The sequence below is a fragment of the Clostridium sp. CM036 genome (assembly GCF_055081135.1).
In genome coordinates this window covers 719097-735278 of sequence record NZ_CM143652.1, presented here as the reverse complement: position 1 = coordinate 735278, position 16182 = coordinate 719097, and the positions used below count along the sequence as shown (strand labels likewise).

The following is a 16182-nucleotide window of genomic DNA, read 5'->3' as shown; positions in this document are numbered from 1 at the left end:
CAACAAGACAACCTTTAGGTTTTATTTTTAATGATTATTTACATAATATATAGGTAGAAAGAGAAGGTACACTTACCTCATTAATACAAGTTTTAATGCCTCTACTTACCCCTGTTTTATCAACTTCATATTCGTTTGCTATAATAGACCATTCTTTAGTATCTGGTAAAATTATTTTTATTTCTTCTTTGTTAGCATTATGAATTATAATTAATTTACTATAACCATCTTTGAATGGGGAAGTTAATTCATAAGCTACACAGTTGCGAGGCGAATCAAGGAATATCAAGGATTCTCTTACTTCACAAGCATTGTCTAAGGTCATAACTTTTTGGCTTTTTCTTAAAGAGATTAGCCCTTTAATATATTCATAGGTTTCTGGGAACTCAGCTTTTCTACTCCATAGTATTTCGTTCACAGCGTCACTAGAGTTATAGCTATTATGATTTCCTTGTTTGGTCCTTAGTATTTCTGTTCCACCTTGAATAAAAGGCACTCCTTGAGATGTAAGGACTATAGATAAAGCCAATCTATTCATTTTTTCTCTTTCCAAAGGAGTATTATTAGAATTGCTTTTTTCAAATTTATCATATAAGCATAAATTATCGTGAGCACTTACATAGTTTATTGTTTCTCCAGGATCTTGCGAGAAATCATATATTTCATTGTTATATTGAATGCCACCAACAATCCCCTTTTTAATTTCTACCTCAAGGCCTACCCTACCACTTACAAACCCTGATTGGATACCATCATTATCTCCCTTAATTGCATTTCTTAGAGCATCATTATATACAGACACTTGCATACCCTTTTGGCTACCTTTTCTAAGCTGCATAGAAGATGGTAATGATGATGTTCCCCCTGTCCATGGTTCACCATAAATAATAATATTCGGATTAATAATTTTTGCTTGTAGCGTTACTTCTTTCATTGTATCAATGTCATGAAGCGCCATTAAATCAAATCTAAAACCATCTATCTTGTATTCTCGTGCCCAGAATTTAACACTATCAACTATAAATTTTCTCATCATTGGTTTCTCTGACGCTGTTTCATTTCCACAGCCTGAACCATTAGTATAGTTGCCTTCGCCATCTGTTCTATAATAATAGCCAGGCACCAAGATATCCATTGGTGAGTTACCGGTTGTAAAAGTGTGGTTATATACAACATCCATAATTACGCTGATGCCATTTTCATGCAAAGTTTGAACCATGATCTTAAACTCGCGAATTCGCACAGTACCATCATAGGGATTCGTAGCATAAGAACCCTCTGGAACATTATATAAATAAGGGTCATATCCCCAATTATATCCACCCTTAGTTTCATCCACACTTTTGAAATCAAAAACAGGCATCAAATGAACATGAGTTATTCCTAAATCTTTAAGGTGGTCTAGTCCTGTAACAACACCCTTTGAAGTTTTGGTGTTTTTTTCACAAAACGCTAAGTATTTCCCTTTGTTTTCCATTCCGGAATCTTGTGATACTGAAAAATCTCTAACATGAATTTCGTATATTACTGCCTCGGTTCTATTAATTGGTAAAGGTTTTTTATGATTATCCCAATTAGGGGGATTTAAAGAAGTAAAATCAATAATCATACCCTTTTCACCATTAGCACTTGATCCTTTAGTATATATATCTGGTGTTTCCTTTTCCTCGGAACCATCTGATACTAAATAATTATAGTATTTATTTTTAAAATCACCCTTAAGTTTAAATTCCCAAACTCCTTTTTCTTCCTTGTTCATTTCATATTTTTGTCCTAAGTCATCATCGGGAGTTTCATACACTATTACTACAAGTTTCTGAGCAGTAGGTGCCCAAACCTTAAATGTGGTGTATTCAATAGTATAAACTGCGCCTAAATCATTCCCATAGTATGTGAATTCTGGGTTTTCTAATATTTTTATCATCATCAATCTCTCTCCTTAAAAATCCATTAAATCATCACCTGCAGAGCAGTACATCTTTTTTAAAATGTACTAACGGCGTCAGGAGGATATTTATACTCCAACTGAAGTTCTTTTTTTCTAGGGCAATAAACACCCACATATAAAAATGACGGACTTTATTGTAAAATGCTGTTAGACATTTTATGAAATAGGACATGCGTTTGCATAGGTATAAAACAGAGTAAGTGATTCTTTATTCATAATATGTAGTACGCATGAAAAATAATCCTAAAAAGTTATAGTTATTTAGTTGATTCCCTTTCAACTAATTTTGTCTCAATAATATAATTGTATATTGACCCTTTTTCGTTTTCTAATTTGTTTATTAACAGCTTAACTGCAAAATAGCCTAATTCTTCAGAATTAATATCCACTGAAGATAGCGAGGGCTTTCTATAAGCTGCGAGTGGCGTGTTGTTAAATCCAACAATCGAAATATGACGCTCTGACATTTCACTTATAGCTTTGGATGCACCAAAGGCAATTAAATCATCAGTAGTGACAACAGCTGTAGGGGTAGAAGTATTTAAAATTTTTTTCATAGCATTATAACCACTAATTTCTGTAAACTCTCCTAATTGTACCATATTTTCGTCTATTTCCACTCCGATATTTTTAAGAGCCATCTTGTAACCTTCTAATCTATTTATAGTTACATTAAGCATAGGAGAACCTCCTATAAATGCAATTTTTCTCTCACCCTTTTGTATAAGCGTATTAACAACATTGTACATGGCGTTAATGTTATCATTATCAACCCATAAAACCCCTTCGGTACTTTCGGGTTTACCTATTACTACGAAAGGATAATCTGCTTCTTTTAAATAAGCAACACATTTGTCATCCTTCCTTACTGTTGGTAAAATAATCCCATCAACCCTTCTACTATTCATTAAACTTGATATGTATTCAACCTCTTGATCTTCATTGCTGCTATAAGCATACATGATATAATATCCTTTTTTTTGAGCATAGTGACTTATGCCTCTCATAACTTGAATGAAAAAAGGATTAACAAATAAATCTTCATCAGTATTAGGTAAAATAAGTCCTATAGTCTTTGTTGTTTGGCTGACCAGACTTCTAGCTATCGCATTAGGATGATAATTTATTTCCTTCATTGCTTTATAAACCCTATCTTTTGTGGCGTCACTAATTTTCGGATTATCCGCAATTACTCTTGAAACTGTGGATGGCGATACATTGGCTAGCTTAGCCACTTCTTTTATAGTTACAGACATTAAAACTTCACTTCCTAATTTCTAAAAATATTCTATGCTCATTATATTATTAAACATAATATTAATCAAGGCTAGCTTAGTTTATTTTTATTAATGAAATACCTATATTATTCATCTTTATTCAGGAAATATTTACAGGACTTAATCATATAATATAGTAATATCTCTTATAAAGAAGATGCTAATATGAATGAGGACAAAAATTATTATATTCAATTAAATAGTAGGGTTGAAAAAATGATTAGAAAATCAGAATTTTTAGGTTCGGGTCATAATGGAATAGTTTATTTACTTCCAGGCAAAAAAGTAATTAAAATTTTTAAAGATAAGAAAGTTTGTGAGGGTGAATATAATATTCTCATAAAAACTAGAAGAAGTAAATACTTCCCTAGAGTTTATGAACATGGTGCCTACTACATTGTACGAGATTATGCATGCGGAGAGCGGTTAGATAAGTATATCAAGAAGCATGGTATAAACAAAAAAATATCACTCAACATAATCAAACTTATTGCAGAATTTAAGAAGCTTAAATTTAAAAGACTAGATATTAGGTGTAAAGATTTATACTTAACGGATGATTTTTCGATTAATGTAATCGATCCTAAAAACAATTATTCTAAAAATGTAATTTACCCCAGACATCTAATGAAAGGCCTAAACAACTTAGGTGTAGTTGATGAATTTTTATCAACAGTTAGTGATGAAAATCCTGAAATCTATAAGTTGTGGAATCTTAAATTCAAACAGTATTTAGAAGAAACCATTAAATAAGTGAACATCAAAATAGTATAAGAGGCTGTAATCCACTAAAGGAGCAGCCTCTTATATTAGTGTATTATTATAATACATTTAATTCTCTTAACTCATCTAGAAATTCTTGAAAGTTTATTGCCCTTGAAGAATCTAATATAATTTTTGCGCTTCGAATTAGTTTTTTATCATCCGTCACAAGGATGTAGTCTTCATTCTGCTTGCAAATATCAATTAAACTATAGTCATTTATAGAAATTTTATCTCCATTAACTAAATATATATTTTTATTCTGCTCATATTTAATAAAATCACGACCTACACACTCTTCAATAAAAGTATGACCATTATTAGTAATAATATGTCCTAATAATTTTAAAAATTTATTAGAGAGTATAAAGTCTTCATTGAATTTTACATACTCTTTCACTGATAATTCTCCAGCTATATCTTCAGATATTTTAAAATTAATACATTTCATATTTTCAATAGTATCAAGCAAGGTAGGATATTTATTCCACATTTTTATAATTATATTGGTATCCAACAAATACTCTTTACAAATCATTGTACTATCTCCTTTTCTAAGTAAGTCTATATTGAATTTTTAATAAAAAGATATCTGAATCATTAGTTTTATTTATATTATATTCATTAATAATTAAATGGTTAACGACATTTCAGAAGGAAGGTCCTAGCTTCTATTAAATTGTTGCTTCTTAACCTTGATAAATATAAATAATGGCATTATAATTTAAATAGTAATATATAATTTTGAAAATGCTTAAACAAAAGCCTTAATAAATCAAAAATAAATAGGAAGGAGTAGCTGCTTTGCAGCTAATAAATAAAACTATGGAAGTACACATATTTTTAAAAGGTAATAAAAAGGCTGTTATTTACAAAGGCGACAGAATTGATGTTTTAGATTTTGAAATGAATGGAATTAAATATAAGCAAATCAGATATTTTAAAAAGGGTTTCAGTAAAAGTGAACTGGTTGAAGAAGAAAGTATAAGCAAAATAGTTAAAACAGAATTGTAATAAATACCTACATCCACGGCGTGGATGTAGGTATTTATTATAACGTTCTATTTTCTTTTTTTGTTCTTTGCCTTATTTTTATTATCTTGTCTGCTTCCATAATTTGCTCTGTCTTGGGTGCTTAGGGGCTTACTTTTCTTTTTAAAGTTTTTATCTATCGGAGTATCTTTGCTCTTACTTTTTATATTTTTCCCTTTATCTTTGCCATTTTGTTGTTTTGGGTTTATATTTGTGTTATTTAAATGTTCCTTATTTTTTTTGCTTCTTGGTTTTATTAAACACTTAGGTTCATAACCAATGAGATCTTCTCTATTAGCCTCTGTTAAAGCTGATAATACTAAATCATATTTCATAGGATCTTTATATTGAAGCAATGCCCTTTGCATAGCTTTTTCATTTTTAGTTTTAGGTATATGAACTTCTTCAAGGGTATTTGGATCAAGTCCCGTATAAAACATGGTTGTTGATGGTGTTCCTGGAGTTGGATAGAAATCTTGAACTTGTTCAGGTTGGTAATTAGTATCCCTAAGGTATTCTGCTAGTTCTACTGCTGAACTTATTGTACATCCTGGGTGGCTAGACATTAAATAAGGAATAAGATATTGTTTTTTTTCAATTTTTTCAGTAGCCTTATAAAATTTTTCCCTGAATTTATCATAAGTTTTACCTGCTGGTTTCCCCATGAATTTTAAAACTTTATGAGAAACATGCTCTGGTGCAACTTTTAGTTGGCCGCTGACATGATGCTTAATTAGTTCATTAAAAAAGGTGTCATTTTTATCTGCCATAATATAATCATAACGCAGCCCTGAACGCACAAAAACTTTTTTAATATCCGGCAATTCTCGAAGCGATCGTAGTAAATTTAAATACTCCATATGATCAACATTTAAATTCTTGCAAGGGCTTGGATGCAAACACTGCTTATCTATGCAAGCCCCTACTTTTAATTGTTTATCACATGCAGGTCGCCTAAAATTAGCGGTAGGCCCTCCTACATCATGAATATACCCTTTAAAATCCTTGAGTTTTGTAATTTGAATTGCTTCTTCTATTATTGAATTTTGACTTCTACTTTGCACAATTCGGCCTTGATGAAAGGTTATGGCACAGAAAGCACAGCTACCAAAACATCCTCTTGAACTAACTAAGCTGAATTTAACTTCCTCTATAGCAGGTATTCCACCGAGCTTTTCATAAATAGGATGATAATTTCTTTCATATGGCAGGCCATAAACAGTATCTAATTCTTCTCTAGTAAGGGGCATTTCTGGTTTGTTTTGCACAAGATACTTATTAGAATGTTTTTGAATTATACCATTTCCCCTAATAGGGTCTTGCTGATCATATTGTATTTTAAAGGCTTGTGCATATTTCTTTTTATCTCTGCAGACCTCTTTATATGATTCTATTTCAATGTAGTCACATATATTTTCAATATTATCTACCACATAACATGTTCCAGGTACCTGAGTAATGAATTTTATATCTACACCTTCATTTAATTCTTTTGCAATTTTAACGACTTGTTTTTCTCCCATACCATATATTAACAGGTCAGCTCCACTATCAATTAGCATAGATTTCCTTACTTTGTCACTCCAATAATCATAATGTGCGAAGCGCCTTAAACTTGCTTCTATTCCTCCAATAACAACAGGAACATTTTTATATGCTTCCCTTATTCTATTACAATAAACTATTGTTGCTCTGTCAGGCCTTAGGCCCATCTTTGCACCAGGGGAATACATATCTTTTTCTCTTATTTTTTTACTTACTGTATAATGATTAACCATAGAATCCATATTCCCAGAGTTAACTAGGAATCCAAGCCTTGGTTTGCCTAATTTTTTAAAATCCTCTATATCTTTCCAATCAGGTTGAGCTATTATTCCTACTTTATAACCTTCACTTTCAAGAACTCTTGAAATGATTGCAGTTCCAAAACTATGATGATCTACATAAGCATCACCAGTAACTATAATAAAATCTAATTCAGTCCAACCTCTATCTATAATATCTTTCTTACTAATAGGTAAATATTTATTATCACTCATTACTTCCACCTTCTTTTGCTTTAATCGTGAATCTCAATATATAATTTAAAATATAATTATATCATTCTTTACTATTTAATTCTTTGAAAATAATAAATAACATTAATAATAACATTTCTTATATACTTACGTATAATAAAATATAATGAATTTATCTTAGAAAATTAACATTCGATGAGAATAATAAAAAGGAGAAAATATATGAAAAAGTTAATTAATAATATAAAAAATGAAAATATTGAATTAACAGAAGAAGCAGCAACAAGTAGCAGTGACAATATTCAACAAGCTTTTGAAATAAGTATTCATGATGGAAAAGGCTTTTACGAAACTGGGGTAAGCACCGCGTTTTGGTCAACTTTAATGATTACAGCAAAAATTTTTCAGCCTGAAACGGGAGAATGGACAATTAAAATTAAAGATAAAGCTAGAAAAAATTTAGTGGTTTATGAAAATTATCATGTGGTACATGATAAAGAGATTTCATTTAATTATAAAACAAGCTTAAAAGTAAATCTTTTAATTGAGGCTACTTGGAACCAAGTTAAAGACACAATTTTAAGTGGAGAATTATCAATTAAGTACTAAAGCGCTGTTATTGTTTGAAAATAAAAACCTTTTCATATTAAACCATAAAATCCATTAAAACCTTAAGATTTTAATGGACTTTTTGTTTTATAGAAAATTTAAAAAGTGATTATAATATTAGACTTGTTCATTAACTTTTTCTAACAAAATAAAAAAGTCTTCTTCATTTTTACGTTCTAAATATGTGTCTATAAGTGACTGAGTAGACAATTTACTAAAGCCCTTATATCCATTGTCCAATATATCAGTTAAAACACTTATGAAATAATCTTTACTTTTATCTATATCCTTAAGCATCTTATATGATATATCCTTTATTAATTCTTCTTTTATATTTTCTCGTAGCTTTTCAGTATATTTTTTCATAAAAGTTTGTGTTTCTTCAGGATATGCAGAAAAATCTCCTGAAATTATATCTTGAATTTCCAACATAACCACTCCTTAGTAATTTCTGTTTTAAAATGTATTTTTATTATATATATTTATTTAGTTTTTAGTGAGGGGTTCTTTTACTATCACAAGTCCAAGTAATCCAGGCCCTGTATGAACTCCAGCCACTGGACTAATTTCTCCAAAGGATAATCTTGTAATATTTTGAAGACCAGCAATTGTGTCAGAAAAGATCTTTGCTTCTTCATAAGCGCCACCGTGCATAATCCAAACTTTACAAGGAGATATTGCAAGAGCTTCTCTTGCAATATCTACAAGTTTACTTGTAGCTTTCTTTTTTCCTTTTGCCTTTGCATAAGTATAATATGCGCCCTCTTTATTAATTGATATTATTGGTTTTATGTTTAAAATTTCCCCTATGGTACCGGAAACTTTTCCAATTCTACCGCCTTTAGTTAGATATTTTAGTGTATCCACCGCATAGTAAACAGTGATTCTATTTCTTATTTCAGGCAGATCTTTTACAATTTCCTCAAAGCCTTTTCCACAGCTGATCATTTCACCACATTCTTCAACAATTGCCGCCTCGCCAATAGTTAATGATTTAGAATCAAAAACGCAGGTTTCTATAGATGGATGATTTTCACTTACCAATCTCAATGTATTATATGTGCCTGATAACGCTTCAGATATTACTACTGCAATGGCATGTGTATATCCTTTCGCTTCAAGCTTTAAATACAAGTCTTCCATATCATTCATTGAAGGTAATGAAGTTGAGGGGATCTCATATAAGAAATTATCATAAACTTCTTTTGGGGTAATAGTTACCCTGTCAATGTACTCTCTATCCTTATATATTATTCTTAGAGGAAGTACAAATAGATCGTATTTTTCAATCATTTCTTTATCAACATCAGAAGTACTATCCGTAATAAGTGCAATCTTACTCATTTTAATTTCACCTTTCTTATTTTATTGTTTATTCAATAGTTCCATGTTTTGCAATCATCGCTGCACCAATTATACCTGCTTTATTACCTAGTTCTGCTAAAACAATTTTAGCAATAGGTAATTCAGAATAAGACTTGTTCGCTGCAACTTCATTTATAACCTTATCCAAAAGATATTGGCCTGCCCCTGCAACACCGCCACCTAATGCTATTATTTCTGGATCAATGAAATTGACTATATTAAGTATTCCTATGCTTAGATATTTCACTAAGCGATTCACTGCTAAATTTGCTATTATATCTCCTTCTCTAGCACAATCAAATATTATTTTTGCATCTATATTGTTAACATTCCCTCCTGCCCTTTCTATTATTATAGTGCTTTCATTCATTTCCTCAATTAGTTTTATTGTATGTTTTATTATAGCAGTAGATGAAGCGAAGGTTTCTAAGCAACCATTTCTTCCACAATTGCAATTGTAAAAATTTTCACCAACAACCATATGTCCAATTTCCGAGCCTATACCATTAAATCCACTATATACTTCACCATTTAAAATAATTCCCCCACCAATACCTGTTCCTAATGTAAGCATCAAGCTACTTTTACAATTCTTCATTGAGCCATTCTCATATTCCGCAAGTGCGGCCACCGTAGCATCATTATCTATATAAATTGGTTTATTAAGTGCATTTCCCAACATCTCTCTTAAATGTACATTCTTCCATCCAAGATTCACACAAAATATTACATTCCCATTTTTATCAGCTAAGCCCGGAATACCGATACCTATCGCCTTTATTCTTTTTAGTGGCATATTGAAATCCTCTAAAGTGTTTAAAACTAGAACTACCATATCCTCTATTATCTCATTGGGGTCCCTCCCCACTCTTGTAGCACATGATTTTTCATACTTTATGTTTCCTTGATCATCAACGATGCCAACTGCAATATTAGTGCCTCCTAAATCAATACCTATATACATATACTTCTTCCTTTCATAGCCTCTGCTACAGTTCTTTTATTTAATAAATATATATTCAATTTAAAACCATAAATTTCATTTAAAGGTATTCGCCATCAAACTAAAAAATAATTAAATTTTCATCGTTTTTATTCCAATATGCTTTGACATTATATTCATAAAGGATTAGAAAGATATCAATTTAAACAGTTTCAGACAGATTAGTAGTGAATATTTTTAAAATTGGTTTGGTTTTGTATATGAATAAATTATACCATATATACGTATTTTTACTTTGTAAATTAAAAAAAGAACCCAAGTAATTTTAAATTACTTGGGCTCTTTTTTAACAGATTTATATTTTGAATTATTTTTTTCATCCGGATTTATATATTCATAATCACCTACTTCATTTTTCCTGATTCCTAAAGATGCCATTTGTTTATTAGTAGTTTTAAGTTTATTAGCCATGTATCCACCTCTTTCTATAATATGGTTGCCATAAAAAAAATATTTATGCGTTATTTTTATACAAGAACTGGAGTTAAATCATCTCCTGCGAAGCTGCAACATCTTCGCAGAAGATGCATTGACGCTTCAGAAGGAGATTTATACTCTCACTGAAGTTTTCTATTTGTTAGGGCATATAACTCCCTATTGTAGAAGTGGGAGACTATCTTTTTGAAATGTCGTTAAAATCACTTCGCATATTTCATCTGAATTTAGGTAATTATAATATTAAAATAAATTAAAAAAATAAATATAAATGTGAAAGGTGGTGTTTTATATGGGAGTTTTACGTTGGATAGGCGGAATAGTAGTATTCTTTTGGGCATTAGGGCTTATATTTAGAGTTGGTGGCAGTATGATCCATATATTACTTCTAATAGCTGCAATTGTATTCATCGTGGATATGCTTTCAGGAAAAAGAAGAACCTAGGGACATATCCTATTGGATTCATGAGAAAAAATAATGCTACACAGGATATCTATTGTTAAATATCCTGTGTAACATTATTTTTTCGCCTTTTTTGCTATTCCAGCATATAAATATTCTAGGTGATTCGTATTAACGTCTCCCATTTTTAATATATCTATTCTACTTTTAGCCTTATCTAGAACTTCCTTTGCTTCATCAAAGTCCAGTTGCTTTATGCAAGAACTTGCATATTCTAGTAAATAATCAATTTTTATAACTACTTTTGCTAAGTCTTCCTTATCCTCATTTATCAAATTAATTAATATAGAATATATTTGGGGAGAAGCCGTCCCCTTATAATTATATAAAAGATCATTATTTTTACTGCTTTTTTTTGTCATATCTAACACCTCTTTATTTTTTGAAGTTTTATATTTAACATTACTTTTAAAGACATTTCAGAAGGAAAGTCTCCCAGTTCTATATTGCAGAGCTCCGCAGGAGATGATTCACCATATTAACTACATATGAATATGTGTCTTTTAAAGGTCCCTTTAGACACCGTACACCGATCATCTATGTGAAAGCCAACGGAAGTAATTTGCTCTTCCATATTATCAAAAGTAATTATTACCATTCTATCCGCTATTCTACGAGTACTACTCATAATGGCTAACTGTTCCTCGGTCGTAATTTGAGTGAATATACCATAAGGAAGATCAACGATGGCCACATTAAATTTATTCGCAATATCATTCATATCACAAATAGTTATTACATCATCATATCCAAAATACCGGAGGTTTGCCTTTGCATTTTCACCAATGTATGGATTTATCTCATAACCTTTAATATTAATATCCATTGAAATAGCTTCAATTAGTACCGTCCCAATGCCACAACATGGATCTACAACGCTGCAATTTAGATTATTAGCTACAGCTATATTAACAAGGGCCCGACATACATTCACCTTTAGTGCATTTGAATAAGAAAAAGGTTTTTTATTGTGCAATAGCCATTCAGAAGCATTGCTCTCACATTCACCAAATATCCAGTTGTTAGCTACTTTTGTTATGCCAAAGATAATTCTGGGATTTTTCATTTCAGCTTCTCCGAGTATTTTAAAGCCTATTTCGAATTCAATCCTACGCCTCTCATGAAAACCAATATTTTCATCAGTAGCATTGATATAAGCAACTTTATAATTTATGCCGGTAAGTTTGTCCATAACAATTTGATCAATGACCTGTTTCATTGTTTCTCCGGTATACATTATAGAAATGCATTTTTTTATAAAAGGACTTCTAGATGGATCCACATAAATATCAGAAAACAAGTGCTTTTCATCAAGGGGTTTATTAAAGAGGCACTTTATTTCCATTTTGCATAGGCTTTCTTCATCACTCGAATAATTAGTTGTGTATAAATACTTCTTTTCATTTTGTGGTAGCTGAAACATTAAAGCACATCCTTTTAAATTATATTGATAGCTTTTAAAAATCCATCAACTTTTTTTTCGTATTCATCTTTGTTCTTCCAATACGCCTCGGCATGCCCTGCACCCGGAGCAATATATATATCTTTGTAGCCCTTCTTTACTGAGTACATTTGGTTACACATAAAAGTAGGTACATAGTCATCTTTTTCACCATGAATAAACAATATCGGAATTTTCACATTAGGTAAAGTAGTTATAGGTGATACATCTTTGAAGTCCCATCCAACTCGAATTTTGCTGATTTTACTTGATAATTTTATGAGTGGAAATCTTTTTATACCGTAATATTTTTCTAATATGTGTTTAAATAAATCTTGTGCATCAGAGTATCCACAGTCATCTATACAAAACTTAATTCTATCATCTATTGCAATATTTTGAAGAACTATGCCGGCACCCATGGACTCGCCATGCAATCCGACGATGATATCATTTCCTAATTTATTAAACAGCCAATCAGTGCATTTTTTCAAATCAAACTTTTCATAATAACCAAATGAGGTATTTTTACCACCACTTAGACCATGATTTCTATGATCATAAATAAAGATAGCAAAACCTCTTTTTAAAAACATATCCATATATTTAACAGAGCCATACAAACTCGAAGTTATTCCATGACACAATATTATAGCTTTTTTTGAATTGTTATTTGGAAAGAAGAAACCATGAATTTTATAACCATATTGGGAATCTAGGTATACTTCTTGTTTTTCCAAATTATTAAATTTTTCTATATCTATTTTACCTTGTTCTACTTCATAATCGTATGTATAATTATATTTTGCAACCCTAGGATATATAATTATACTAGAAAAATGCCACCCTATAATAAAAATAGTAATAATAATTAAAATTAATATAAAAAATGTTATATTTATCATGACAATACCCCCCTCTAAAAAAAAGACCCTTGTATTTTATAATAAGGGCCCTTCAAAATACACAATAAGTTATAATACTAAGATTTCTTTCTAACCTTTAAAACATATATCATGCAAGCAATCCCAGCTAAGATTAATACAGCATAAATCCAAAAGGTTAATGTCATAAAAATATATTCTGATTCGAAATAAATTACAGTAGAGCTTAGAGCAGGGACTACTAATGAATCACCTTTAAATTGCTTTATAGTTTTAACACCTGCTTGTTCTCCATCTACTACAATATTCCACGTGCCTATCTTAGATAATTTAATGGTTGTGTCTTCTCTATTTGCATTAAAAGCTACTACAATATTCGCCCAAGTATCCATATTTGCACTGTAGTTCATTTCGTATGCTACCACATTTTCAGGGACTGTTAAAAAATTCAAGTTTTTCTTAATCATATCCGCTGAAGACATTCTGAAGGCCGGATGTGCTTTTCTTAACTCTATTAAACCTTTGAAATAATTAACAGTGTTGATGTTTTCTGATTTTCGAGTCCAATCAAGTTTATTTACACTATCAGGAGACTTATAGGAGTTGTTATCGCCACCTTTAGTTCTCAAAAATTCCTGTCCTGATTGAAAGAATGGAATACCTTGGGAAGTAAGAATTATAGCCTCTGCCATTTTGTGCATTTTTAATCTTGCTTCATCATTATCTTTTGGGTTTGTTAAAATAAGTTTATCCCATAATGTATTATTATTATGACATTCAGCATAAGTAATAGATTGTACAGGGTCAACTTTTTCCCAAGTTTTTATACCACTTGAGTAATCTATACCTCCGACTATTCCTTTTTTAATGTCTGTCTCCGCATTAGTTTTACCGTTAATAAAGCCCTTTGATTTTGATTCAAGTACGCTACCTTTTATTCCATCTTTCATTTTATCATTGAAATGTGATATTCCAGGCATTTTACTCGCATTTTTCTGTATTGCTGCTTTATCTTCTGAAAGAGTAGTCCCAATATTAGAGCTCTCTCCGATAATGAGAATGGAAGGATCTATATTATTTAATTTTTTTCTAACTTCATTCATTGTATTTATATCAATGAGCCCCATATTATCGAATTTAAATCCATCTATATTATATTCTTTTGCCCAATACATTACGGAATCTACAATAAACTTTCTTGTCATTGCATTTTCTGAAGCAAGGGTATTCCCATACCCACTTTCATCTGTGTTGCTACCATCTTTATCGTATCTATAATAATATCCTGGTACTAATTTATTGAAATTAGAATCATAGCTATTGTACATGTGATTATAAACTACATCCATGGTTACCCTTAATCCGTTATCATGAAGAGATTGTACTGCTTGTTTCAATTCTTTAACTCTAGTGATAGGATTGTATGGATCTGTTGAATAACTTCCTTCAGGTGCATTATAATTTTTAGGATTGTAACCCCAGTTAAATTGTGGCTTTTTTGAAGTCTCATCCACACTAGCATAATCAAACATTGGCATAAACTCCACATGCGTTACCCCTAGGTCTTTTATATAATCAACACCCGTCTTGGTACCATCTGTTCCCTTTGTCCCTGTTTCAGTAAACGCTAAAAATTTACCTTTGTTTTCCATACCACTATTTTGGTCTATAGAAAAGTCTCTAACATGTAGTTCGTATATAATTGCATCATTTAGATTTGTGAAATTAGGTTTTTCACTTGGCTTCCATTTTTCAGGAGTTGTTTCCTTTAAGTCAATTACAGCGCCCTTATCTCCATTTACAGACACAGAACGAGCATAAGGATCTACAGCCTCGTTCCAAACCCCTGCAATATTGACCTTATAAGTATAAAATATATCCTTTTGATCTCCATTTAAGTCAAAGGTCCAAGTGCCTTTGACGCTTTTTTTCATGCTAGATTCATTACCAATTTTATCATCCCATTTTTTATAAGTTACAATCTTTACCTCGGTTGCAGTTGGTGCCCATACTCTAAAGCTTGTTTTATTGGTAGAATAAGTATTACCTAAATCATTTCCTTCATAATAAAACATTTTTTCAAAACCAGCACTTCCCATTACATCCCCAATCACTACGTCCTTTTCCGGAAAACCTTCCTTAGAAACCGTAAGTTTTTGACTTAGTTTAACATTTTCACTAAGCTCTATCTTCGCAACTGTTGTAGTACCATCTTTTACTTCATTACTTGTTACTTCTTTTATTTTTACAGACTTACCATCGGCCTTAACTATAATGCCTTCAGTACTTTGTGCGATAAATTTAAATGCTAAGCTTGTTTCTATGCTTATGCTATTCAAGTCATCTAATTTTGCAGCTATAAATTTACCTGACTTATCTAAATTATTTCCAGCAGGTACGACCACCTTGGGAGCACCTACTTTAGCTTCAGCTACTGAATAGTATACTTTAGAGTCGCCTCCATTAATCCAAACTTCTCTAGCACCATCATTGAATTTCTCAATAAATCTATTCTCATCAGTGTCCTTTTCCCCTTTGTCTGTGCGTACTATAAACCCCACTTTATCATCGAATTTATCATCGAATTTAACTTCACATATCTCACCAAATGCATCCTTGCCAGCGACATCGAACTTACTTCCCTCTTCATCATCAGTCAACAACCACATGTTCCATTTTAAATCACTGCTTGGATTTTTAGCATAATGAACAATTATCTTCATATTACCGCTTTTAGCAAAAGTATCCATGCTTGGGAACAGAAAAAACAATTCTGTTATAACTAAAATAGCTGCAAGAAAAATGCTAAATGCCTTACTCTTGTTACTCTGAATATCAAAGTTCATAAATTTCTCCTCTAAAAAAATTATGGTCATCTAATCTATGTACTATCACTTACTATATAAACATTTTTAACCTTAATCCATTATATAATTTTAGAAAGA

At 31.1% G+C, this 16182-nt stretch carries 16 protein-coding genes; 4 read left to right on the top strand and 12 right to left on the bottom strand.

The features are described from left to right. Positions 1–34 precede the first annotated feature (34 nt). Both pulA (ACWJKE_RS03470) and ACWJKE_RS03465 read right to left on the bottom strand, forming a co-directional pair. Positions 35–1927, bottom strand: coding sequence for a type I pullulanase (gene pulA / locus ACWJKE_RS03470; protein ID WP_462959153.1), 1893 nt, complete (start codon positions 1925–1927; stop codon positions 35–37). A gap of 278 nt (positions 1928–2205) precedes the next feature. Next, positions 2206–3204: a LacI family DNA-binding transcriptional regulator gene (locus ACWJKE_RS03465; RefSeq protein WP_216303461.1), complete on the bottom strand. Its 999-nt coding sequence runs from the start codon at positions 3202–3204 to the stop codon at positions 2206–2208. A gap of 186 nt (positions 3205–3390) precedes the next feature. On the opposite strand from ACWJKE_RS03465, the gene ACWJKE_RS03460 reads away from it, so the two are divergent. Then, on the top strand, positions 3391–3978 hold the full coding sequence (locus ACWJKE_RS03460; RefSeq protein ID WP_220286559.1) for a protein kinase: 588 nt from the start codon (positions 3391–3393) through the stop codon (positions 3976–3978). A gap of 67 nt (positions 3979–4045) precedes the next feature. On the opposite strand, the gene ACWJKE_RS03455 is transcribed toward ACWJKE_RS03460, so the two are convergent. Next, positions 4046–4525, bottom strand: a complete 480-nt coding sequence (locus tag ACWJKE_RS03455; RefSeq protein ID WP_216303459.1) for a PIN domain-containing protein — start codon at positions 4523–4525, stop codon at positions 4046–4048. Between the two features lie 287 nt (positions 4526–4812). Between ACWJKE_RS03455 and ACWJKE_RS03450 the strand changes: the two genes are divergently transcribed. Further along, complete coding sequence (locus tag ACWJKE_RS03450; RefSeq protein WP_165412840.1) at positions 4813–5001, top strand: hypothetical protein; 189 nt, start codon at positions 4813–4815, stop codon at positions 4999–5001. A gap of 47 nt (positions 5002–5048) precedes the next feature. Here the strand turns inward: ACWJKE_RS03450 and ACWJKE_RS03445 are convergent, their stop codons facing one another. Further along, a complete protein-coding gene (locus ACWJKE_RS03445) occupies positions 5049–7058 on the bottom strand; it encodes a YgiQ family radical SAM protein (RefSeq protein ID WP_220286560.1) in 2010 nt (669 codons plus the stop codon). A 201-nt stretch (positions 7059–7259) separates the two neighbouring features. Here ACWJKE_RS03445 and ACWJKE_RS03440 point away from each other — a divergent pair, with 201 nt between their 5' ends. Further along, positions 7260–7646, top strand: coding sequence for a hypothetical protein (locus ACWJKE_RS03440; RefSeq protein ID WP_216303457.1), 387 nt, complete (start codon positions 7260–7262; stop codon positions 7644–7646). A gap of 117 nt (positions 7647–7763) precedes the next feature. Here ACWJKE_RS03440 and ACWJKE_RS03435 read toward each other — a convergent pair whose 3' ends face one another. The 4 genes from ACWJKE_RS03435 to ACWJKE_RS03420 form a co-directional block, all read right to left on the bottom strand. Next, positions 7764–8078 (bottom strand): hypothetical protein, encoded by a 315-nt coding sequence (locus ACWJKE_RS03435; protein ID WP_216303456.1) that lies wholly within the window; start codon positions 8076–8078, stop codon positions 7764–7766. A 54-nt stretch (positions 8079–8132) separates the two neighbouring features. Beyond that, complete coding sequence (locus tag ACWJKE_RS03430) at positions 8133–8990, bottom strand: DegV family protein (protein ID WP_216303455.1); 858 nt, start codon at positions 8988–8990, stop codon at positions 8133–8135. A 28-nt stretch (positions 8991–9018) separates the two neighbouring features. Further along, entirely contained in the window at positions 9019–9975 is a 957-nt protein-coding gene (locus tag ACWJKE_RS03425; protein ID WP_216303454.1) for an ROK family protein, read from the bottom strand. Positions 9976–10284: 309 nt separating this feature from the next. Then, entirely contained in the window at positions 10285–10425 is a 141-nt protein-coding gene (locus tag ACWJKE_RS03420) for a hypothetical protein (protein WP_165412796.1), read from the bottom strand. A gap of 316 nt (positions 10426–10741) precedes the next feature. On the opposite strand from ACWJKE_RS03420, the gene ACWJKE_RS03415 reads away from it, so the two are divergent. Next, a complete protein-coding gene (locus ACWJKE_RS03415; RefSeq protein WP_165412795.1) occupies positions 10742–10894 on the top strand; it encodes a lmo0937 family membrane protein in 153 nt (50 codons plus the stop codon). A 74-nt stretch (positions 10895–10968) separates the two neighbouring features. Here the strand turns inward: ACWJKE_RS03415 and ACWJKE_RS03410 are convergent, their stop codons facing one another. The 4 genes from ACWJKE_RS03410 to pulA (ACWJKE_RS03395) all read right to left on the bottom strand — a co-directional run bounded on the left by ACWJKE_RS03410 (position 10969) and on the right by pulA (ACWJKE_RS03395) (position 16083). Then, complete coding sequence (locus ACWJKE_RS03410) at positions 10969–11274, bottom strand: hypothetical protein (RefSeq protein WP_165412794.1); 306 nt, start codon at positions 11272–11274, stop codon at positions 10969–10971. Between the two features lie 116 nt (positions 11275–11390). Continuing rightward, positions 11391–12335, bottom strand: a complete 945-nt coding sequence (locus ACWJKE_RS03405; protein WP_216303453.1) for a TRM11 family SAM-dependent methyltransferase — start codon at positions 12333–12335, stop codon at positions 11391–11393. Between the two features lie 14 nt (positions 12336–12349). Further along, positions 12350–13258 (bottom strand): alpha/beta hydrolase, encoded by a 909-nt coding sequence (locus ACWJKE_RS03400; protein WP_216303452.1) that lies wholly within the window; start codon positions 13256–13258, stop codon positions 12350–12352. A gap of 77 nt (positions 13259–13335) precedes the next feature. Further along, positions 13336–16083, bottom strand: coding sequence for a type I pullulanase (gene pulA, locus ACWJKE_RS03395; protein WP_216303451.1), 2748 nt, complete (start codon positions 16081–16083; stop codon positions 13336–13338). Positions 16084–16182: the final 99 nt, after the last annotated feature.

Coding starts and splice junctions, on each gene's coding strand:
- pulA (WP_462959153.1), bottom strand. CDS start 1,927: ATGATGATAAAAATATTAGAAAACCCAGAATTCACATACTATGGGAAT.
- ACWJKE_RS03465 (WP_216303461.1), bottom strand. CDS start 3,204: ATGTCTGTAACTATAAAAGAAGTGGCTAAGCTAGCCAATGTATCGCCA.
- ACWJKE_RS03460 (WP_220286559.1), top strand. CDS start 3,391: ATGAATGAGGACAAAAATTATTATATTCAATTAAATAGTAGGGTTGAA.
- ACWJKE_RS03455 (WP_216303459.1), bottom strand. CDS start 4,525: ATGATTTGTAAAGAGTATTTGTTGGATACCAATATAATTATAAAAATG.
- ACWJKE_RS03450 (WP_165412840.1), top strand. CDS start 4,813: ATGGAAGTACACATATTTTTAAAAGGTAATAAAAAGGCTGTTATTTAC.
- ACWJKE_RS03445 (WP_220286560.1), bottom strand. CDS start 7,058: ATGAGTGATAATAAATATTTACCTATTAGTAAGAAAGATATTATAGAT.
- ACWJKE_RS03440 (WP_216303457.1), top strand. CDS start 7,260: ATGAAAAAGTTAATTAATAATATAAAAAATGAAAATATTGAATTAACA.
- ACWJKE_RS03435 (WP_216303456.1), bottom strand. CDS start 8,078: ATGTTGGAAATTCAAGATATAATTTCAGGAGATTTTTCTGCATATCCT.
- ACWJKE_RS03430 (WP_216303455.1), bottom strand. CDS start 8,990: ATGAGTAAGATTGCACTTATTACGGATAGTACTTCTGATGTTGATAAA.
- ACWJKE_RS03425 (WP_216303454.1), bottom strand. CDS start 9,975: ATGTATATAGGTATTGATTTAGGAGGCACTAATATTGCAGTTGGCATC.
- ACWJKE_RS03420 (WP_165412796.1), bottom strand. CDS start 10,425: ATGGCTAATAAACTTAAAACTACTAATAAACAAATGGCATCTTTAGGA.
- ACWJKE_RS03415 (WP_165412795.1), top strand. CDS start 10,742: ATGGGAGTTTTACGTTGGATAGGCGGAATAGTAGTATTCTTTTGGGCA.
- ACWJKE_RS03410 (WP_165412794.1), bottom strand. CDS start 11,274: ATGACAAAAAAAAGCAGTAAAAATAATGATCTTTTATATAATTATAAG.
- ACWJKE_RS03405 (WP_216303453.1), bottom strand. CDS start 12,335: ATGTTTCAGCTACCACAAAATGAAAAGAAGTATTTATACACAACTAAT.
- ACWJKE_RS03400 (WP_216303452.1), bottom strand. CDS start 13,258: ATGATAAATATAACATTTTTTATATTAATTTTAATTATTATTACTATT.
- pulA (WP_216303451.1), bottom strand. CDS start 16,083: ATGAACTTTGATATTCAGAGTAACAAGAGTAAGGCATTTAGCATTTTT.